At 72.4% G+C, this 19,620-nt stretch carries 22 protein-coding genes and 3 tRNA genes; 14 read left to right on the forward strand and 11 right to left on the reverse strand.

What is annotated here, in order from left to right:
- Positions 1-25 precede the first annotated feature (25 nt).
- Genes clpS through rdgB form a run of 6 tightly spaced genes read left to right on the forward strand, consistent with a single transcriptional unit; the run spans position 26 to position 3,994 of the window.
- Positions 26-322, forward strand: a complete 297-nt coding sequence (gene clpS / locus Q343_RS15105) for an ATP-dependent Clp protease adapter ClpS (protein ID WP_029252449.1) — start codon at positions 26-28, stop codon at positions 320-322.
- A complete protein-coding gene (locus Q343_RS15110) occupies positions 322-909 on the forward strand; it encodes a DUF2017 family protein (RefSeq protein ID WP_052366856.1) in 588 nt (195 codons plus the stop codon). Before clpS ends, Q343_RS15110 begins: the two co-directional genes overlap by 1 nt.
- 47 nt (positions 910-956) lie before the next feature.
- Positions 957-1,763, forward strand: a complete 807-nt coding sequence (gene murI, locus Q343_RS0104790) for a glutamate racemase (RefSeq protein ID WP_029252451.1) — start codon at positions 957-959, stop codon at positions 1,761-1,763.
- Positions 1,760-2,578 (forward strand): MBL fold metallo-hydrolase, encoded by an 819-nt coding sequence (locus Q343_RS0104795; RefSeq protein WP_029252452.1) that lies wholly within the window; start codon positions 1,760-1,762, stop codon positions 2,576-2,578. The genes murI and Q343_RS0104795 overlap by 4 nt, the downstream gene beginning before the upstream one ends.
- A gap of 22 nt (positions 2,579-2,600) precedes the next feature.
- Positions 2,601-3,365, forward strand: coding sequence for a ribonuclease PH (gene rph, locus Q343_RS0104800; protein ID WP_029252453.1), 765 nt, complete (start codon positions 2,601-2,603; stop codon positions 3,363-3,365).
- Positions 3,362-3,994, forward strand: a complete 633-nt coding sequence (gene rdgB, locus Q343_RS0104805) for an RdgB/HAM1 family non-canonical purine NTP pyrophosphatase (RefSeq protein WP_029252454.1) — start codon at positions 3,362-3,364, stop codon at positions 3,992-3,994. Before rph ends, rdgB begins: the two co-directional genes overlap by 4 nt.
- Here rdgB and Q343_RS0104810 read toward each other — a convergent pair.
- Entirely contained in the window at positions 3,991-4,419 is a 429-nt protein-coding gene (locus tag Q343_RS0104810; protein WP_081829613.1) for a DUF3054 domain-containing protein, read from the reverse strand. The genes rdgB and Q343_RS0104810 overlap by 4 nt on opposite strands.
- Before the next feature lie 37 nt (positions 4,420-4,456).
- Between Q343_RS0104810 and Q343_RS0104815 the strand changes: the two genes are divergently transcribed.
- Complete coding sequence (locus tag Q343_RS0104815) at positions 4,457-6,079, forward strand: ABC-F family ATP-binding cassette domain-containing protein (protein ID WP_029252456.1); 1,623 nt, start codon at positions 4,457-4,459, stop codon at positions 6,077-6,079.
- 4 nt (positions 6,080-6,083) lie between these two features.
- On the opposite strand, the gene Q343_RS0104820 is transcribed toward Q343_RS0104815, so the two are convergent.
- From Q343_RS0104820 to Q343_RS0104830, 3 genes are read right to left on the reverse strand one after another with little or no spacing between them, the layout of a single operon-like run.
- Complete coding sequence (locus Q343_RS0104820) at positions 6,084-6,659, reverse strand: NUDIX hydrolase family protein (protein WP_029252457.1); 576 nt, start codon at positions 6,657-6,659, stop codon at positions 6,084-6,086.
- Between the two features lie 9 nt (positions 6,660-6,668).
- On the reverse strand, positions 6,669-8,249 hold the full coding sequence (locus tag Q343_RS0104825; protein ID WP_248616735.1) for a pyridoxal phosphate-dependent decarboxylase family protein: 1,581 nt from the start codon (positions 8,247-8,249) through the stop codon (positions 6,669-6,671).
- Positions 8,246-9,616 carry an MFS transporter gene (locus Q343_RS0104830; RefSeq protein ID WP_029252459.1) on the reverse strand — a complete coding sequence of 457 codons (1,371 nt, stop codon included), beginning with the start codon at positions 9,614-9,616 and terminating at the stop codon, positions 8,246-8,248. The genes Q343_RS0104825 and Q343_RS0104830 overlap by 4 nt, the downstream gene beginning before the upstream one ends.
- Positions 9,617-9,756: 140 nt before the next feature.
- Here Q343_RS0104830 and trxA point away from each other — a divergent pair, with 140 nt between their 5' ends.
- Complete coding sequence (gene trxA, locus Q343_RS0104835; protein ID WP_029252460.1) at positions 9,757-10,149, forward strand: thioredoxin; 393 nt, start codon at positions 9,757-9,759, stop codon at positions 10,147-10,149.
- A 152-nt stretch (positions 10,150-10,301) separates the two neighbouring features.
- On the forward strand, positions 10,302-11,129 hold the full coding sequence (locus tag Q343_RS0104840; protein WP_155990629.1) for a hypothetical protein: 828 nt from the start codon (positions 10,302-10,304) through the stop codon (positions 11,127-11,129).
- Between the two features lie 85 nt (positions 11,130-11,214).
- Here Q343_RS0104840 and Q343_RS0104845 read toward each other — a convergent pair.
- Both Q343_RS0104845 and bcp read right to left on the reverse strand, forming a co-directional pair.
- Positions 11,215-11,296, reverse strand: a tRNA-Leu gene (locus Q343_RS0104845).
- A 46-nt stretch (positions 11,297-11,342) separates the two neighbouring features.
- Entirely contained in the window at positions 11,343-11,819 is a 477-nt protein-coding gene (bcp, locus tag Q343_RS0104850) for a thioredoxin-dependent thiol peroxidase (RefSeq protein WP_029252462.1), read from the reverse strand.
- A 188-nt stretch (positions 11,820-12,007) separates the two neighbouring features.
- On the opposite strand from bcp, the gene Q343_RS0104855 reads away from it, so the two are divergent.
- The 4 genes from Q343_RS0104855 to Q343_RS0104870 all read left to right on the forward strand — a co-directional run bounded on the left by Q343_RS0104855 (position 12,008) and on the right by Q343_RS0104870 (position 15,380).
- Positions 12,008-12,083 (forward strand) — tRNA-Lys (locus Q343_RS0104855).
- A gap of 58 nt (positions 12,084-12,141) precedes the next feature.
- Positions 12,142-12,888: a tRNA (guanosine(46)-N7)-methyltransferase TrmB gene (trmB, locus tag Q343_RS0104860; protein WP_428829335.1), complete on the forward strand. Its 747-nt coding sequence runs from the start codon at positions 12,142-12,144 to the stop codon at positions 12,886-12,888.
- A gap of 58 nt (positions 12,889-12,946) precedes the next feature.
- Positions 12,947-14,431: a dihydrolipoyl dehydrogenase family protein gene (locus tag Q343_RS0104865; RefSeq protein WP_029252464.1), complete on the forward strand. Its 1,485-nt coding sequence runs from the start codon at positions 12,947-12,949 to the stop codon at positions 14,429-14,431.
- Between the two features lie 28 nt (positions 14,432-14,459).
- A complete protein-coding gene (locus Q343_RS0104870; protein WP_029252465.1) occupies positions 14,460-15,380 on the forward strand; it encodes an ATP-grasp domain-containing protein in 921 nt (306 codons plus the stop codon).
- 50 nt (positions 15,381-15,430) lie between these two features.
- Here the strand turns inward: Q343_RS0104870 and Q343_RS0104875 are convergent.
- Both Q343_RS0104875 and orn read right to left on the reverse strand, forming a co-directional pair.
- Positions 15,431-15,506, reverse strand: a tRNA-His gene (locus tag Q343_RS0104875).
- A gap of 81 nt (positions 15,507-15,587) precedes the next feature.
- Positions 15,588-16,247 carry an oligoribonuclease gene (gene orn, locus Q343_RS13855; protein ID WP_029252466.1) on the reverse strand — a complete coding sequence of 220 codons (660 nt, stop codon included), beginning with the start codon at positions 16,245-16,247 and terminating at the stop codon, positions 15,588-15,590.
- 58 nt (positions 16,248-16,305) lie between these two features.
- Here orn and Q343_RS0104885 point away from each other — a divergent pair, with 58 nt between their 5' ends.
- On the forward strand, positions 16,306-17,016 hold the full coding sequence (locus tag Q343_RS0104885) for a phosphatase PAP2 family protein (protein ID WP_029252467.1): 711 nt from the start codon (positions 16,306-16,308) through the stop codon (positions 17,014-17,016).
- Here the strand turns inward: Q343_RS0104885 and Q343_RS0104890 are convergent.
- The 3 genes from Q343_RS0104890 to Q343_RS0104900 are packed head-to-tail and all read right to left on the reverse strand — an operon-like array spanning position 16,979 to position 19,616.
- Positions 16,979-17,560: an energy-coupling factor transporter transmembrane component T family protein gene (locus Q343_RS0104890; protein ID WP_029252468.1), complete on the reverse strand. Its 582-nt coding sequence runs from the start codon at positions 17,558-17,560 to the stop codon at positions 16,979-16,981. The two genes, Q343_RS0104885 and Q343_RS0104890, sit on opposite strands and share 38 nt — an antisense overlap.
- Positions 17,557-18,237, reverse strand: coding sequence for an energy-coupling factor ABC transporter ATP-binding protein (locus Q343_RS0104895; RefSeq protein WP_052366857.1), 681 nt, complete (start codon positions 18,235-18,237; stop codon positions 17,557-17,559). Before Q343_RS0104895 ends, Q343_RS0104890 begins: the two co-directional genes overlap by 4 nt.
- A complete protein-coding gene (locus tag Q343_RS0104900) occupies positions 18,234-19,616 on the reverse strand; it encodes an AMP-binding protein (protein ID WP_029252470.1) in 1,383 nt (460 codons plus the stop codon). Before Q343_RS0104900 ends, Q343_RS0104895 begins: the two co-directional genes overlap by 4 nt.
- Positions 19,617-19,620: the final 4 nt, after the last annotated feature.

A 19,620-nucleotide genomic window follows, 5' to 3' on the forward strand; every position in this document is an offset into this window, starting at 1 on the left:
CGCGTGGGCGGGCTACCGTGGACGCGTGAGCGAGGAGTCGACGGGCACGGACGTGCTCGAGCGCGAGGAGACCCTGACGGCGTCGGACCGTCCGTGGTCGACCGTCGTCTGGAACGACCCGGTGAACCTGATGACGTACGTGGCCTACGTCTTCGAGAGCTACTTCGGGTACTCGGAGGCGAAGGCACGTCGCCTGATGCTGCAGGTCCACGAGGAGGGGCGGGCGATCGTGTCGACGGGCGGGCGTGAGCGGGTCGAGGTCGACGTGCGGGCCATGCACGGGTACGGCCTCTGGGCCACGATGCAGCGGGCGGACGGCTAGTGCGCGGCTTCGCTCCGGTGGACGGAGGGTACGAGGCGGCCCTGGACGAGGCCGAGCGTGACGTCCTGTCGAGCGCGGCGCGCGGTGTCGCGCAGATGCTGGCACCGGTCGTCGAGGGGGAGTCTCCCCAGGACGGGGCGGTGGCCCGGCTCGTGCCGGACGCGTCGGACGACGACGAGGTCGCGGCCGAGTTCCGGCGGCTGACGCAGGACGACGTCGCGCGCGGAAAGATCGACGGGCTGGACCGGTTCGCCGACCTGCTGGACGGGTCGGAGGGGCACGGGACCCTGCCGTGGGTCGTCCCGGAGACGGATGCGCAGGTGGTCGCGACCGCGCTGACCGACATCCGCCTCGTGGTGGCTGACCGGCTCGAGCTCGCGTCGGACGTCGACGTCGAGGAGCTGCACGCACGGCTCGACCGGTCTCTGCGGGCAGAAGAGGAGGGCGTCGACCCGACGGTCGACGACGACGGGGGACTCTGGCGCTTTCTGGCAGGGGTCTTCGTCACGACGGGGTGGCTGCAGGAGTCGCTCGTCGACGCCATGCTGGCGCGCCTGCGCGGGGCGGGTGACCACGCCGCGCCGTGAGCGGTGTCACCGCCCGAACGGCACGGGACCCGACTAGGCTTGACCGGGTGAACGACGCACCCATCGGAATCTTCGATTCCGGGGTCGGCGGCCTGACGGTGGCACGCGCGATCCTCGACCAGCTGCCGCACGAGTCGCTGCGCTACATCGGCGACACCGCGAACTCGCCCTACGGCCCGAAGCCGCTCGCGGCCGTCCGCGCGATGGCCATGTCGATCATGGACCGACTGGTCGACGACGGTGTCAAGATGCTGGTCATCGCGTGCAACAGCGCCTCCGCGGCGGTCCTGCGGGACGCGCGCGAGCGGTACGAGGTGCGCCACGGGCTGCCGGTCGTCGAGGTGATCCTGCCGGCGGCGCGTCGTGCCGTCGCGGCCACGCGGTCGGGGCAGGTCGGTGTCATCGGCACGCAGGCGACGATCGCCTCGCGCGCCTACGAGGACGCACTCGCGGTCGCGCCGGGACTCACGCTGACGTCCCAGGCCTGCCCCGAGTTCGTCCGCCTCGTCGAGGCCGGGATCACGTCCGGGCCCGAGGTCCTCGACGTCGCCCGGGAGTACCTCGAGCCCGTGCAGGCGGCGGGGGTGGACACGCTCGTCCTGGGCTGTACGCACTACCCGCTGCTGACCGGTGCGATCTCCTACGTGATGGGCGACGGCGTGACCCTCGTCTCGAGCGCCGAGGAGACCGCCAAGGACGTCTACCGCACGCTCGTGGCGCACGGGCTCGAGCGGAGTCCGGAGGCCGGTCCTCCGGAGCACAGGTTCGTCGCGACGGGCAGCCCCGAGCCGTTCGAGAAGCTCGCCCGCCGGTTCCTCGGACCCGAGGTGCGCATCGTGGAGACCACCGGATGAGGCTGGTGACGGTCGGGTGCTCCGGGTCGTTCGCCGGACCGAGCTCACCGGCGTCGTGCTACCTGGTGCAGGTCCCGGCGACGACGTCGCCCGACGGGCGCGCGTGGAACGTCCTGCTCGACCTGGGCAACGGCGGGCTGGGTGCGCTGCAGCGCGTGCTCGACCCGCTCGACCTGGACGCGGTGCTGCTCTCCCACCTGCATCCGGACCACTTCGTCGACGTCTGCGGGCTCTACGTGTATCTGCGCTACCACCCGACCGGCGGTACCGAGCGGCACGGTGGCCGCGCACCGCTGCCGGTGTTCGGCCCGCGGGACACCGCCGAGCGCGCGTCGATGGCCTACGCCGGCCGGCCGGGCGAGGACATGGGTGCCCAGTTCGACTTCCGCCGGCTCCGTGACACGGAGCCGATCACGGTCGGGCCGCTGACCATCGAGCCACGTCGGGTCTACCACCCGGTCGAGGCCTACGGGTTCCGCGTGACGGGCCCGTCGACGGAGCGTCCGGGGGAGACGGCGGTGCTCACGTTCACGGGCGACACCGACTACTGCGACGCCGTCGTGGACCTCGCGCGCGGGGCCGACCTCCTGCTCAGCGAGGCCGCGTTCCACGAGGGCAGGGACGCCGACGTCGACCCCGGCATCCACATGACCGGGCAGGACGCGGGACGGCTCGCGCGCACCGCGGACGTCTCCTCCCTCGTGCTGACGCACGTGCCGGCGTGGAACGATCTTGACCTGACGCTCGCCGAGGCGGCCGGCGAGTACTCCGGTCCCACGGTGATCGCCAGCACCGGGGCGACCTTCTCCGTCTGAGCGCGGCGACTAGGCTGGTCGCATGAGCATCAGCATCGACAACAGCCCGCAGCGTGCCGACGGCCGCGCCCTCGACCAGCTCCGCGACGTCCGTATCACCCGGGGGTGGCTCGACCACGCCGAGGGCTCCGTCCTCGTCGAGTTCGGCCGGACGCGGGTACTGTGCGCGGCGTCCTTCACGGAGGGCGTGCCGCGCTGGAAGAAGGGTTCGGGCGAGGGCTGGGTCACCGCCGAGTACGCGATGCTCCCGCGGGCCACGGACTCCCGGAACAGCCGTGAGTCGGTCAAGGGCAAGATCGGCGGACGTACGCACGAGATCTCCCGCCTGATCGGACGCTCCCTGCGCGCCGTCGTCGACGTCTCCGCGCTCGGCGAGAACACGATCGTCCTCGACTGCGACGTGCTGCAGGCCGACGGCGGCACCCGCACCGCGGCCATCACGGGCGCCTACGTGGCGCTCGCCGACGCGATCGCCTGGGGGCGGGCCCACGGGGCGATCACCGGCGGGGCCGAGGTGCTCACCGACTCGGTGTCCGCCATCAGCGTCGGGATCATCGACGGCACCCCGATGCTCGACCTGCCCTACGAGGAGGACGTGCGTGCGGAGACCGACATGAACGTCGTCGTCACGGGCAGCGGAGCGTTCGTCGAGGTGCAGGGGACCGCCGAGGCAGCCCCCTTCAACCGCGGCGAGCTCGACTCCCTGCTCGACCTGGCCGTCGGCGGGACCGCGACCCTGGCCGAGATCCAGCGCGCGGCGCTCGCCGACGCCCCCGCCGGACGATGACCCTGCCGCACGCGCGGCTGGTCCTCGCGACGCACAACCGCGGCAAGCTGGTCGAGCTGCGACAGATCCTCGGTGCCGAGCCCGGCCTGGACCTCGCCGACAACGCCGTGATCTCCGCGGCCGACCTGCAGACCCCGGAGCCCGTCGAGGACGGCGTCACCTTCGAGGCCAACGCGCTGATCAAGGCGCGGGCGCTCGCGGCCGCGACGGGCCTTCCGGCCGTCGCCGACGACTCCGGTCTTGCGGTCGACGTGCTGGGCGGCGCCCCGGGAATCTTCTCCGCACGCTGGGCCGGGCGCCACGGCGACGACCGGGCCAACCTCGACCTGCTGCTCGCACAGCTCGCCGACGTCGCGGACGGGGACCGCGCGGCGGGGTTCGTCTGCGCGGCCGCGCTCGTGACGCCGTCGGGCGAGGAGGTCGTGCGGACCGGTGCGCTGCGCGGCGACCTGCTCCGTGCGCCCCGGGGCGACGGCGGGTTCGGGTACGACCCGGTCCTGCGTCCGACGGGCATGGATCGCTCGTGCGCGGAGCTGGCTCCCGCCGAGAAGAACGCGATCAGCCACCGCGGTCAGGCGTTCCGCGCCCTGGCACCGGAGATCGCCCGCGTGCTGCGGGAGTCGGTCTAGCGACCTCGGGGCGGCGCGCCACGCAGAGCCTGTGCGCGGTGTCGCCGCTCCGAGGGCCAGATGACGGAGACCGCCGCGACCACCCCGCGCCATCCCAGCAGCGTCACGGCGAGGAACCCGAACGAGACGATCTGGAACGCCGGAGCGGCGCCCTGGTCCGTCAGCACCCGCAGGACGACGCCGCCCGCCCAGGCGCATCCCCAGACGACGACGCCCGTGGGCCACAGTGCGGTCGGTCGGCGCCACGCCCGGGACACGAGCCACCCGAGCCCGAGGCCGGCGGCGAACGGCCAGACGATGCGGAGCACGGTCGCCCCGGTCGACCCGGCGTCGTGGGTCTGATACCCGCCGACGGCGAGCGCGAGCACGCAGATCAGGTCCGCGACGGCGGCGGCGAGGACGACCGAGGGGCGTGGACGGTTCACAGGACGAGCCTACTGCGCGACCGCCTAGGGTTGTGCCGTGCAACTCGTCGCCTCGGACCTCTCGTTCTCCTACCCCGACCTGCCCGTCCTGGACCGCGTCGACCTCGCGGTCGGCCCCGGTGCCCGGCTCGGTGTGGTGGGGGAGAACGGCACGGGCAAGTCGACGTTGCTGCGGCTGCTCGCCGGTGAGCTGGACCCGGCGGGCGGATCCGTCCGACGTGACGGGTCCCTGGCCGTCGTCGAGCAGGAGATGGTGGTGCCGGACGGCCTGCGCGTCGGCGACCTCGTCGACGCGAGCCTCGGCGAGCTCCGGGCCGCGGCCGCACGCCTCCAGGCGGAGACCGACGCCTTCGACCACGAGAGCGGGGACCTGGCGCGTCTCGGCGACCTGATGGCGGCCGCCGAGCACCTCGCCGTCTGGGACGCCGACCGCCGGGTCGACGTGGCGCTCTCACGCCTGGGCGCGTGTCGCGACCGCGACCGGGAGCTCGCGACACTGAGCGTCGGCCAGCGGTTCCGCGTCCGGCTGGCGTGCCGCCTCGCGGAGCGTTCCGACCTGCTTCTGCTCGATGAGCCCACCAACCATCTCGACGACGCCGGTCTCGAGTTCCTCACCGGTGAGCTGCTCGCCTGGCGCGGAGGCGTCGTCGTGGTCACGCACGACCGTGAGCTGCTCGACGACGTCGCGACCGCGATCCTGGACCTCGACCCGTCGGTCGACGGCCGGCCGGTGCTCTACGGCCAGCCGGGGTACCTCGCCTACCGCTTCGCCAAGAACCAGGCCCTGAAGAAGTGGCGGCGTCGGTACCGCGCCGAACGTCAGCGTGCCGAACACCTCGCGCAGGTGCTGGACCGTTCCTACGAGGGCCTGTCGGACGAGTGGCGGCCGCCCAAGGGAAGCCAGAAGCACCGGCGCGCCACGCGGGCCCGGCAGCACGTGAAGTCTGCCGACCGGCTCGCGCAGAAGCTGGAGGAGCAGGCGGTCGAGGTCCCCGTCCCGCCGCTGGAGCTGGTGTTCCCGGACCTCGTCGCGATGGCTCCGGGCTGGGACCCGGGCGAACCCGTGCTGGACGTCCGGCACCCCCGGGTCGAGAGCGTCGGTTCGGTGCTGCTCGACCTGCCGGGCACGCGGATCGCGGTCCCGCCGAGCGGGCGCCTGCTCGTGACCGGGGCGAACGGCTCCGGGAAGTCGACGTTGCTCCGCGCCCTCGCGGGGTCGGTCGGGCTCGCGCGCGGGACGCGGACGGTGATCGACGGCGCACGGGTCGGCGCGGTCGAGCAGGAGGGCGCGGCGGTCGTCCCGGGGGCGAGCGGTTTCGACGCGTTCGCCCGCGAGGCCCTCGACCGGCTCGCCGCCGGGTCGCTGGACCCCGAGCACCTCGTCCCCGTCGCGTTCCTGGGACTGCTGAGCGAGGAGGACCTCGACCGACCGCTCTCGGAGCTCTCGGCAGGTCAGCGTCGACGGTTCGACCTGGCCCGTGCGCTCCTGACGGTGCCCCACGTCCTGCTGCTCGACGAGCCGACCAACCATCTGTCGATCGACCTCGTCGACGAGCTCACGCGCGCGCTGCGGATCACACCCGCCGCGGTCGTCGTCGCCACCCACGACCGCCGGATGCGCGCCGAGCTCGCGGACTGGCCGACGCTCGACCTGGGCTAGCGGGTCACCCGAGGCGCCCGACGTGCGCCATCGCCTGCCGCAGCAGAGCCCCCTGGCCGCCGTGCATCTCCACCATGACGGTGTCCTCGCAAGCCTCCTCGGGCGTGAGCCACGCGAGGTCGAGCGAGTGCTGCTGCGGCTGGCAGTCCCCGGTGACCGGGACGACGTAGGCGAGCGAGACCGCGTGCTGGCGCGGGTCGTGGAACGGGGTGATGCCCGGCGTCGGGAAGTACTCGGCGACGGTGAAGGGCTGCGGTGAGGCCGGGATCTGGGGGAGCGCGACCGACCCCAGGTCCTTCTCGATGTGGCGCAGGAGCGCGTCGCGGATGCGCTCGTGGTACATCACCCGCCCCGAGACGAGCGCGCGGGTCATCTGCCCCTCGGCGTTGACCCGCAGGAGCAGCCCGACGGCGACGACGTCACCGGAGTCGTCCACGCGGACCGGGATCGCGTCGACGTAGACGATGGGGAGCTGGGCGCGGGCGGCCGCGATCTCCTCGCTGGTCATCCACCCCGCCGGCGTCGGGGTGGTGTCGGTGGGATCGAAGTCCTCGGGGCCGATGTCTGCCGTGTCAGTCACCCGACAGTTCTACCCCGCCGAGGCCGTCGGTTCCACCGGCACGCTCTGCGGCTCCGAGATGCGTGCCACGACCTCGACGAGCATGCGACCGCTCACGTGGGGCGGGAGCGCCTCGACGAGCGAGAGCAGCGGGGTGAGGCGCGTGGGGACGGTCGGTCCGCCGTCGCCCTCGTCGAGCAGTGCGCCGCGCACGATGTTCCACACCGCGTCCGCGTCGGCCTGGTCGAAGACGGCGAGCGCCGCGTGCGGGTCGACCCCGGGCGCGGCGGTCCCCAGCACGTGAGCGAGGACCTGCTCCGGGGCGGGGCGGGCGGTGCCGCGGATCCGGTCGGCCGCCGTCACGAGCGCGCCGGCGAGCTCGTCGACCACGTCGGCCGTCACCGGGGTGACGGTCAGGTGCGTCGTGTGGGGCAGGCGTGTGCCGTCCGACTGGACCAGTCCGGGCTGGGTCTGCAGGACCCAGCCGAGCGTCCGCACCTCGTCGGCCCACAGGTGCGGGTCGACACGCCGGTCCTCGCGGACCGACTCGTCCGTGATGACGGCGAGCAGCGGGCCGTCCGGGCTCCCGAGCACGGTGAGTCCCTCGATCTCGTCGACCTGGGCGGCGAGCACGTCGGTCGCCTCACGGCACCGGCGGGTCAGCGCGACGTAGCCGTCGACGCCGAGCGCCTGCGTGACGGCCCAGGCCGCGGCGAGGGGCCCGGCCGACCGCGAGCCGGCGAGCGTCGCGTTGACGACGGGGTAGCCGGGCCAGTCGGTCACCGAGAAGAACTGGTGGCGCTGCAGGTCACGGCCGCGTACGAGCAGCACGGACGTGCCCTTGGGGACGTACCCGTACTTGTGGACGTCGGCGGAGATGCTGGTGACCCCGGGGACACGGAAGTCGAAGTCGGGGACGTCGGCACCCCCGGCGGCCTCCCAGAACGGCAGTACCCACCCGCCGACGCACGCGTCGACGTGCACCGCGATGCCCTGCGCGGACGCGGCGGCAGCCACCTCGCGCACCGGGTCGACCGCGCCGTGCGGGTAGGCGGGTGCGGACACGACGACGAGCGCGACGTCCTCGCCGAGCCGCGCGATCATGTCGGCCGCGGTCGGGACCCCGGTGGCGGGGTCGACGGGGACGAGGTCGAGGTCGAGGTCGAGCAGCCCGGCGGCCTTGCGGAACGCGGCGTGCGCGGTGGTCGGGATGACGATGCGGGCGCGGTCACCGGGTGCACGCCGCGGGTTGCGGGCGCGCCAGTCCTCGCGGCCGATCTTCACCGCGAGGGTGCAGCTCTCGGTCCCGCCGGAGGTCACGGACCCGACGACATCGGCGTCGCCGTGCAGGACCTGGCCTGCGAACGTGAGGAGCTCGCGCTCCATGACGCCGATCGAGGTGAACGTCGTCGGGTCGAGCCCGTTCAGGTGCTGGACGGAGCGGATCGCCGAGGCGGCGAGCTCGTCCAGGGCGGCGAGGCCCGGGTCGTAGACGTAGGAAAGGACGCGGCCCCCGTGCGTCGGCGCGTCGGCCTTGCGGAGCTCGGCGAGCCGGTCGAGGATCCCGTCGGTGTTCACGGGGACGGGCTCGGACGAGGGCGTGGCGTTCACGGGGAGGCCTCCTGGGATAGTTCACTACGGTCAAAGTCCCCCCGGCGCAGACGGTACCTCATGAGGATCGGCAGGCTCGCTGCCGCCAGGAGCGCCGGGAGGACGGAGAACCCGATCCCGATCCCGAGCAGTGCCGACGAGGGCTGGGTGACGTCGACCCCGGCAGCGCTGGGGACGAATCCCGTGGCGGCGAGGAGCAGGGACAGGAGGGTCCCGCCGAGTGCCATGCCCGCCGTCTCGCCGGCGGTCCACAGCCCCGAGAACGCCCCGCCGGCGCCGGCGCCGTACCGGCGGGCGTCGTCCTCGACGACGTCGGGGAGCATGGCGAGCGGGAGCACCTGGAGGCCTGCGTACGCGATCCCGGCGAGCGCCGTCGGCCCGTAGATCCACGGGCCGGGCGACCAGATGACGGGGATCATCGCGGCCGTCGCGACGGCGAACAGCACCGTCGCGAGGATGAACCCGCGCTCCTTCCCGAGCCGCCGGGTCACCGCCGACCACAGGGGCATCGTCAGGAGCGCGGGGGCGATCAGGGCGGCGAAGAGCAGGGTCACCGCGGCCTCGGACTCCAGCAGGTACGTCGCGACGTACTGCGCCCCGGCGAGGAGCAGGCCGACGCCGAGCGCCTGCAGGACGAAGGCGAAGAAGAGGGCACGGAACGCCTGCGAGCGGGCAAGGGTGGCGCGAGCCGTCCGTGCGGCGCCCCGGATGACGACGCCGACAGGCTGCCGCTCGGGGGCGACGGCCTGGGCCGGGCCGCGCGGCGCGGCGCCCGCTGCGACCAGCATGCCGATGCCGATGACCAGACCGGCGACGACGCCCATCCGGAGGTAGCCCCAGAGCTCGTCGCCGTCGCCGCGCAGGATCGGCCCGCCGCCGCCGAAGGCGAGGATCGCGACGGCGAGGATCGCCACGCGCCACGCCAGCAACCGGGTGCGGTCGTCGTACGTGGGGGCGATCTCGACCGGCAGCGCGATGTACGGCACCTGGAAGAGGCTGAAGGCCGTGGCGGTCAGGACGAACGCGACAAAGACCCACGTGGCCGACATCCACGGGTCGAGCCCCGGGGGGACGGCGAACGTGAGGGCGAACGTGAGGGGGATGGTGACGCCGCCGATCACCATCAGACGCCGCCGGGACCCGGTGCGGGCCAGGTCCCGGTCGCTCGCGTAGCCCACGAGCGGGTTCACGACGACGTCCCAGACCTTGGCGAGCGTCACGACGCCGCCGGCGACCAGCGCCGGGACGGCGAGCGCGTCCGTGAGGTAGTAGAGGAGCACCAGGCCGGGCAACGTCCCGAACCCGCCCGTGCCGACCGATCCGACGGCATAGCGGGTGACGGTCCCAGGACGCAGCGCAGCGGTCATTCGCGCAGCCTAATGGGTCTGCGCTGTGACGAGGACCACGCGAGGGCCCTGCGGTTGCCCGCGAACTGTGCGGGAATACCTGCGAGGCTCGAGGTGCTACGCCCTATGAACGCATGATCGCGACAGACGAAAGGACGGTCATGACGACCACCAACCTCACGCAGGACACCTTTGAGACCACGATCAAGGACAACGACATCGTCCTGGTCGACTTCTGGGCCGAGTGGTGCGGGCCGTGCAAGCAGTTCGGCCCCGTCTTCGAGGCCTCCTCGGACGAGAACCCCGAGATCGTCCACGGCAAGATCGACACCGAGGCCGAGCAGGGCCTCGCGTCGGCCGCCGGGATCACGTCCATCCCGACGCTGATGGCGTTCCGCGAGGGCATCCTCGTCTTCTCGCAGCCCGGTGCGCTCCCCGCGCCGCAGCTCGCCGAGGTCGTCAACGCCGTCAAGGGCCTGGACATGGACGAGGTCCGTCAGGCGATCGCCGAGCACGAGGCGTCCGACCACGGTGCGGACGAGGCCAAGGCCTGATCGGCTTCTGAACCCCGCGCGGGTGCTCCTGACGCCCGCAGCACGAGACCCCCGGCAGCAGCGCTGCCGGGGGTCTCGTCGTGTCATTGGAGGGTCAAAGTTCACCCGACGTTGGCACGGGAGCAAGTAGGAACTCGAGTAGCGTATTCAGCATGAAACGAAATGGTTTACCAATCGTCGGCTTCGTCATGTTTGTTGGGCTTGCAGTGCTTTTGGGGGCGTGTAGCGAGAGTGAAGGTGCCGTTGACGCCGATGTTGAGCCAGGCGTCAGTGTGACTACTGACGCTGTCGCCGCGGATCCGACGCCCTCGGAGCCGTCAGATCCTGTCGCGGCGCACTGGAGTGAGGTTGCGGCTTTCGTCGAGGCTGTGCATAACGGCGACGTCGATGCCTCTGAGGGCATTGTTGCCGAAGGGAGTCCTGCGGCGGAGTACGTTTCATACATTCGAAACTCGAATCTCGCGCAACAGGCCGCAGGCTTCGATCCCCACTACTACGACGCTGGATATTCGTTCGATCCGGACGAGGACCTGCAGGTGGTCGACATCTCGTTCCGGGACGTCACAGGCGATGGCAGTGAGCCGGCTGACTACACGTGGTCAGACTTTCAGGTGACCGATGCGGGCAAGTTGGAGTCCTGGACTGGAGCGTCAGGAGCTCTCGAAGAGGTTCTCGGGTCGTCCCATGACAGCAAGTCTGCGAAGGGTCAGGTCGTCACGGTAGCGAACTCCTACGAGTCGAACGGAGGGGCCGTCTGGGTCGTGCTCAAGGTTGATTCGACTGTCGATGCGCTCGCCGACTATGCACCCGTATACGTCGGACCGGATGGAGTTGTCCGTCAACCCGTCGCGGCGAACGTCACGGAGATCGTTGCGGACGCTACTTCATACCTGTCGTATGCGTACGACGACGCTGAGTTCGGTGGAAAGTTCAAGTACATGGTGGACTACGACACGCCTGTGACTCTCAGCATCTCGTAGTCGGGGCGCGATCTGGCCGGGGGATTCCGAGGCACCCGCAGCACGAGACCCCCGGCAGCAGCGCTGCCGGGGGTCTCGTCGTCGGTGCGCGAGGCGGGACTCGAACCCGCACGTCCGAAGACACCAGGACCTAAACCTGGCGCGGCTGCCAATTACGCCACTCGCGCGCGACCGCCCAGCCTACCCAACGCGAGGCGGAGCGGTCTCCGGCCCTCAGGCCTCGTCGATCCCGAGGTCGCGGCGGAGCTTGGCGACGTGGCCCTTGGCGCGCACGTTGTACTGCGCGAGCTCGACGGAGCCGTCCGGCGCCACGACCACGGTGGAGCGGATCACGCCGACCACGGTCTTGCCGTAGTTCTTCTTCTCCCCGTAGGCGCCGTAGGCCTCGAGCACCGTCCGGTCGGGGTCGCTGAGGAGGGGGAACGTCAGCGACTCGTCCGCGGCGAACCGAGCGAGCTTCTCCACGGGATCGGGGGAGACGCCCAGCACCGTGTAGCCGGCGCCCTGGAGCGAGGCGAGGGCGTCGCGGAAGTCGCAGGCCTGCGTCGTGCAGCCCGGCGTCGCGGCTGCCGGGTAGAAGTAGACGACGACGTGGCGGCCACGAAGGTCGGAGAGCGTCACCTCGCCGCCGTCGGCCGTCGCCAGGGTGAAGTCGGGCGCCGTGTCGCCGGCGGCCAGTCGGTCGGTCATGGGTCCTCCAGTGGTTCGCGTGCGGTCCTCGCCGCCTCGGCGGCGTCCCGAGCGAGCCTACGGCCTCCCGCCGGCCTCGCGGGCGTGCCCGAGATCGCGTCTCCGAGCCGGTGTTGCCGAGGTCACACCGGCTGCGGCCCGATCTGGTTTTTACCATCGGGGCAGACGCTGCTAATGTTTCTTCTCGCGCGCCATTAGCTCAATTGGCAGAGCAGCTGACTCTTAATCAGCGGGTTCATGGTTCGAGTCCATGATGGCGCACCACCACGAAGGCCCCGGTCACCTCGACCGGGGCCTTCGGCGTTCCCCGTAGGCTTGTCGGGTGCCTGAGCAGAACGACATGCCCCTGACCCGAGACGGCGAACCGCGCTTCCGTCGAGAGACCGTCTCGTTCGTGCGCCGCTCCGACCGGCTCAACACCGGCCAGCAGCGCGCGTGGGACGAGCACCGCGACGAGTACCTCGTCGACGTGCCCCGGGCGCGGGCGACGACGTCGGTCGACCCGTCGTGGGAGCTTGACGCCGCGGCGGAGTTCGGCCGTGCCGCCCCCCTGGTCGTCGAGGTCGGCTCGGGCAAGGGAGAGGCGGTGCTGGCTGCGGCCCAGGCGGACCCGGGACGGGACTTCCTGGCCCTGGAGGTCTACACGCCCGGTCTCGCACACACGATCCGGCGCGCGCACCTGGCGGGCCTGTCGAACCTGCGCCTCGCGCAGGTCAACGCTCCCGAGCTGCTCGAGCACGCGCTGGCGCCCTGCAGCGTGGAGGAGGTCTGGACGTTCTTCCCCGACCCCTGGCACAAGGCGCGGCACACCAAGCGCCGGCTCGTCTCGCCGTCGTTCGCCGGGCTTGTCCACCGGGTGCTGCGACCGGGAGGACTGTGGCGGCTCGCGACGGACTGGGCCGACTACGCCGAGCACATGCAGGCCGTGGTCGGTGCCGACGACCGCTTCGAGCCCCTCGGCGTCGACGGGAAGGTCGAGCGGTTCGACGGACGTGTGCTGACGTCCTTCGAGGAGAAGGCGCACGCCGCGGGTCGCGAGATCACCGACCTGACCTACCGTCGTCGGTAGGTCGCGGCCGGTGACGGCCGCGGGTGCGTCGGGTGCCCCCGCGGGCGACGATGGAGGCATGGAATCTCAGACGGACGAGTTTGATGTTGTCGTGATCGGCGCGGGCCCGGTCGGGGAGAACGTCGCGGACCGCGCGGCCCGCACGGGACTCTCGGTGGCGGTCGTCGAGTCCGAGCTCGCAGGCGGGGAGTGCTCGTACTGGGCCTGCATGCCGTCGAAGGCGCTCCTGCGGCCCGGTGCCGCCGTCGAGGCGGCGGAGTCCGTCGTGGGCGTCGGGGACGTCCCGGCGCTGGACGTCCGGGCGATCCTCGCGCACCGTGACGAGGTGACCCACGGCTGGGACGACGAGTCGCAGGCCGACTGGATCGCGGACGCCGGGATGACGCTCGTGCGGGGCCACGGACGCATCGTCGCGCCCCGGACGGTCCAGGTGACGTCGTCGGCGCTCGCGGAGGTCGACGGCGCGCGCGAGCGCACGCTCGTCGCCCGTCACGCCGTCGTGGTCGCGACCGGCTCGGTACCCGTGCTCCCGCCGGTTCCCGGCCTCGAGACGGCGTCCCCGTGGGGCAGCCGCGAGGCGACCAGCGCCGACGAGGTGCCAGGATCGCTCGTCGTGCTCGGTGGCGGCGTCGTCGGCTCGGAGATGGCGACCGCCTACCGGGACCTCGGCGCCGACGTCACCCTTGTCACCCGTTCCGTACTCCTCGGCGCGATGGAACCGGCGGCCGGCGAGGCCGTGGCCGCGCACCTGCGCGAGATGGGCGTCGACGTCGTCCTCGGTGCCGAGGCCACCGAGGTGGTCCGGCGCGACGACGGGTCGGTGACCCTGACATACCAGAGCAACGGCACGACGTCCTCCGTCACGGCCAACCAGATCCTCGTCGCCTCGGGACGTGTGCCGCGCACGGGCGACGTCGGTCTGGAGAGCCTCGGGATCGAGGCGCCACGGGGACTCGACGTCGACCCGACCGGGCTGGTCCAGGAGGCAGAGGGGCACTGGCTCTACGGCGTGGGGGACGCCGTCGCCGGGATCACGACGACGCACCAGGGCAAGTACCAGGCGCGGGTGGTCGGCGACGTGATCGCCGCACGGCACGGCGACGAGCAGCCCGCGTGGGGCGGGCCGGTGCCTGAGCCGGGCGCCGAGCCGGAGCCCTGGACGCGGTACGCGTCGACCTCCGACGTCGTGGCGCAGACCCAGGTCGTCTTCACCCGGCCGCAGGTCGCCTCGGTCGGCCTGACCGAGAAGCAGGCCCAGGACGCCGGGATGCGGGTACGGGCGGTCTCGTTCGCGCTCGAGGACACCGCCGGCGGCTACCTCATGGGCGCCGACTTCGCCGGGACCGCGACGATCGTCGTCGACGAGGACCGGCGGGTGCTGGTGGGGGCGACCTTCGTCGGGCCCGAGGCGGGGGAGATGCTCCACGCCGCGACCGTCGCCGTCGTCGGTGCCGTGCCGGTCGAGCGTCTCTGGCACGCGGTGCCCGCCTACCCCACGGTGAGCGAGGTCTGGCTGCGGCTCCTGGAGACGTACGGGCTCTGACGCGGGGGCGGCGACTAGGCTGGTCGTCGTGACCGACGATCAGAACACCACCTCTCGCCCTCGGGTCGCCCTGGCGACCTGCGCCGTCCTGCCGAACCTCGACGCCGACGACGCACCGCTGATCCCCGCACTGGAGGCACGCGGCATCGACGCGGTCGCCGTCGTGTGGGACGACCCCTCCGTGGACTGGTCGGCGTTCGACGCCGTCGTCGTGCGGTCCGTCTACGACTACTCCGCGCGCCGCGACGAGTTCGTCTCCTGGGCCGCGAGCGTCGGCACGATCATCAACCCCGAGCCGATCCTGCGGTGGAACACGGACAAGTACTACCTGCGCGAGCTCGAGTCCGCGGGCCTGTCGATCATCCCGACCCTCTGGCTCGACCCCGCGCGCAAGCTCAGCGCGCAGGCCATCCACACCCGGATGCCCGCCCAGGGAGACTTCGTCATCAAGCCCGTCGTGAGCGCGGGCGCCCAGGACACCGGCCGGTACCTCGCCGGCGAGGCGCCCTCCCGGGGGCTCGCGATCGCGCACGTCAAGCGCCTGCTGGCCGACGGCCGCCACGTCATGGTGCAGCCGTACGTCAAGAGCGTCGACACCGCGGGGGAGGCCCGTCTCGTCTTCTTCGAGGGTGAGTTCGCCTACGCCGTCACGACCAGCACCCGGCTGACGGGGCCGCACCAGCCCACGCGCGGCCTCTACCGGCGCGAGATCGTCCGCTCCCACGAGCCCACGCAGGCGCAGCTCGACGTCGCCCGCAGGGCCCTCGACGTCGTCACGGACGCCGTCTCCGACGCCGGGATGCCGCTGTACGCACGGGTGGACCTCGTCTGGGGCGAGGACGGCGACCCGATGATCATCGAGGTCGAGCTCACCGAGCCGTCCCTGTTCATGTCGACCTTCGACGGCGCCGTGAACCGCTTCGCCGACGCGATCGCCGCGCAGGTCTGACCGAAGGAACGACGAAGGCCGCCCCGCGCGATGCGGGGCGGCCTTCGTGCTGGGGTGAGTAACGGGACTTGAACCCGCGACCCCCTGGACCACAACCAGGTGCTCTACCAGCTGAGCTATACCCACCAGGGGACGCTGCGACGTCGTTCCTCTGCGAGGAAAACGGCGTGGCGACCGTCGAAAAGTGTACCTGGTCCCGGCGGTCGGTTACGACTCCGTCGGGCCGTTCGGACCGATCGCGTGCGTGACGCTCGTCTCCTTGACCTTCTCGGCCGCGGCACGGGCCGTCTTCGTGTCCGGTCCGGGCTGCGGGACGAGCAGGATCTCGCGGTAGTACCGGAGCTCGTCGATCGAGTCGAGGATGTCGCCGAGAGCGCGGTGGCCGCCCGTCTTCTCCGGCGACGCGAAGTAGACGCGCGGGTACCAGCGGCGGGCGAGCTCCTTGATCGAGGAGACGTCGACGATCCGGTAGTGCAGGTGCTCGACGAGCTCGGGCATCGCGCGCTCGAGGAAGCCCCTGTCGGTGCCGACGGAGTTCCCGGCGAGCGGAGCCTTGCCCGCCTCGGGCACCCACGCGCGGATGTACGCGAGGACCTGCGCCTGGGCGTCCTCGATCGTCGTGCCGGCCTCGAGCTCGGTGATCAGACCCGAGGTGGTGTGCATCTCGCGCACGAAGTCGTTCATCTGGTCGAGCGCGGCGTCCGGCGGGCGGATGACGACGTCCACCCCCTCGCCGAGCACGTTCAGCTCGGAGTCCGTCACGACGGCGGCGACCTCGACGAGGACGTCGGCGTCCAGGTCGAGTCCCGTCATCTCGCAGTCGATCCAGACGATCCGGTCATTGGCGTTCGATGTCACAGGGCTCACCCCCACACACTAGGGCGTCTCGCCTGCGCGTCGCACCGTCCACACCTACGCTCACGTCATGCAGTCGACCGAACAACCGCCCGTCTGGCGGACCGTGTGGCCGGGAGCGCTCCTCATCCTCCTCGGGGCGGCAGGATTCTTCGGCCTTCTTGACGCCGTCACCGAGCAGGACGACCTCTTCGTGGTCGACTCGCCGGTGCTCGAGTGGCTCGCCGAGAACCGGACGCCGGCGATGACCGACGTGATGACCTTCGTCACGAACGCCTTCGGGCCGCTGGTCCTGCCGATCGTCGTGCTGGCCGTCTCGCTGCTGTACGCGTGGCGGACCGGAAGCTGGTGGGACCCCGCGGTGCTGACCGGCGCGATGATCCTGGCCAGCGGCCTCTCCGTCGTCCTGAAGCTCCTCGTCGGCCGCCCCCGGCCGCCGGACGAGTACATGTCGGTCCCGGGCTTCGAGACGTCGTTCTCGTTCCCGTCCGGCCACACGATCGGGGCGTCGACGCTGGTGCTCGTCGCGGGGTACCTGATCTGGCACCGCCGTCACGGCGGGGTGCGCCTGGCGCTCTGGGCCGTGGCCAGCGTCGTGATCATCGGCCTCGTGGGCGGCAGCCGGCTGTACCTGGGGTATCACTTCGTCACCGACGTCCTCGCCGGGATCTGCGTCTCCGTCGTCGTGCTCGGGGTCGTGGTGATCGTGACACGGCTCCACGACCGTGCCCAGGCCGCCGACGTCAGTCCGCCCGACCCCGGGCAGCCAGGGCCTCGCTGACGGCGTCCGCGCGCCGCAGCGCCCCGACGACGACCGGGACCGCGTAGGCCCGGACGTCACGGCGTCCGCGGGCTCGCTGGGCGTCCTGGACCCGGCGGGAGACGTCGGCGAGCACAGGGATGCCCCGGATGGCGAGGGACAGGACGAGCGCCATCCGGGCGGGGTCGACGCCGACCCCGCGCAACGGGTGCGCGGCCCGCTCGATCGTCGCCAGGAGGTCGCCGGCCCGCGTGGTGAGCGTGACCAGGCCGGCGAGCGCCACGAGGACGACCACCCGCAGTGCGACCACCGCCGCGGGCTCGAGACCGATCATCCAGATCTGCGCCCCGAAGAGGATCGCCACGAGCAGGGCGACGGGACGGACCTGCTCCCAGGCGAGCCGCGGCGAGATCCGGGCCGCCGCGTAGCCGGCGGCGACGAGCCCGAGGGCGGCGAGCACTCCCGGGAGCGAGTCCACGAGGATCAGGCCGAGCGAGCCCGCCGCGAGGGCGGCGAGCTTGGCTCCGGCGGGGAGGCGGTGCAGGGCGGACGGGCCCCGGGTCACGACATCAGCCGTCGGTAGTGGTCGAGCGCGGGGCCGGGTTCGTCGTCCGCGACCAGGCGTCCCTCGTCGACGACGAGGACGCGGTCCGTGCCGGCGACGACGTCGAGGTCATGGCTGACGAGGACGAGCTGTTGCGGCAGCGCCAGCAGCCGTGCCGCGATCTCGCGGGTGTTGCGCAGGTCCAGGAGCGTGGTCGGCTCGTCGGCGACGACGACGCGGGGCTCGGTCACGAGCACCGAGGTCAGGGCGAGCAGCTGCTTCTGGCCGCCGGAGAGCAGGTGCGCCGGGTGCTCGGCGTGCTCGGCGAGCCCCACCGTCGTCAGGGCCTCGGCGACCCGTCGTGCACGCTCGGCGCGGGGCAGGGTCCGGGGCAGCGAGTACTCGACGTCCTCCGCCACGGTGGGCATCAGGATCTGCGCATCGGGGTCGGTGAAGACGAAGCCGACGCGGCGCCGCACCGCCGGGCCGGAGCGCGCGGTGTCGAGCCCGTCCACGCTGACGCGGCCGCGGGTGGGGAGGACGAGGCCGTTGAGCAGGCGTGCGAGCGTCGACTTGCCCGAGCCGTTCGCCCCGACGATCCCGATCCGGTGCTCGGTCAGGCGCAGGTCGACGCCGCGCAGGACGTCGCGGTCGCCGAGCCGGACGTGGACGTCGTCGAGGACGATCCCGCTGCTCATGCGAGCACCGACAGCTCGGGGACGTCGTCCTGCACCCAGGCGCTGACGAGCCCGCGGGCGATCTTGCCGTGCACCCGTGGCAAGGACGACACGGCGTACCACCGGGCGGGCCGCTGGACCGGATCGAGCGCGCTCCGGGCCGCGCGGGCGAGCTGGCCGCGCAGCATCGACCCCGGCTCGCACTCGACCACGGCCACGACGACGGAGCCCTGACGGCGGTGGGGCGCCCCCACGACGACGACGTCCCGGACGCCCGGTACCGGGCGCAGCGCGGCCTCGACGTCCTCGGGGACCACCGTGGCGCCGTTCGTCGTGATCGCGCCCTCGCCACGGCCCCGAAGCCGCAGAGCCGGGCCGTCGGTCTCGACGAGGTCACCGACGCTCGCCCAGTCGCCGTCGTGCACGAGCGGTCCTCGGACACCCCGCAGGTATCCGCGGGCCGTCCACGGCGACCGGACCCATGCCTCGGCCAGGTGCGGGGCACCGACGACGGGCCTCCGGTCGATCTCGACGCCGGGGAACGGGTAGAGCCCGGCACCCGAGTCGACCGCGACGAACGAGAGCTCCGCCGCGCCGTAGTACGCGACCAGCGGGACGCCGTGGGACGCGGCGAGGTCACGGGTCTCGGGGGTGAGGGCCGCACCCCCGACGATCATCCGCGAGACCGACGACGGCGCACCGGCCCCGATCGCCGACAGCAGGTCGTGGGCGACGGACGGGACGGTGTGGACCACGTCGCAGCGGGCCAGCGAGGTGACGGCGTCGGCGTCGGTCGCGGTGAAGCACGCCTCGACGCCGTCCGCCAGGGCGTGTAGCGCCGCGAAGCAGTAGAGCGAGGACGAGACGGGACCCGGGAGCAGGAGGCGGCTCCCCGGGGGCGTGCCCAGGACCGCGGTCACGTGGGCGAACGAGTCTGTCCACGAAGCACGGGTCCGCTCCACGGCACGGGGGCGGCCCGTGGCGCCCGCGCTGAAGCCCGCCCACGGGAGGTCGTCGGGCGCCGGGCGGGGCCACGGACCTGCCGCGCCGTCCGCCCGCTCGTCGGCGGCGCGACCGCGGGCGGAGGCACGTGGCAGGGCGACGTCGACCACGGCGTCGGGCCGGAGGGTCGCCAGCGCCTCGGACCGCTGCGCGGGTGGCCAACCTGCGTCGCACATCAGGCCGGTCCCGCCGGCGAGGTCGACGGCCAGGAGCGCGACCAGGGCGTCGACCGGGTCGGCGAGAGCGACGGCGACGGTTCCGGGCGAGAGGCCGAGAGCCCTCGCCCCGGCCACCACGTCGTCCGCCACCTCGTGGCTCGTGCGGGCGCCCCCCGGGCCGCGGAGCGACGGCCGGGAGGGTTTCGCACGCAGGGCGAGCAGCTGGTGGGCGATCGGCACGGGT

Source organism: Paraoerskovia marina DSM 21750 (assembly GCF_000701465.1).
Lineage (GTDB): Bacteria > Actinomycetota > Actinomycetes > Actinomycetales > Cellulomonadaceae > Paraoerskovia > Paraoerskovia marina.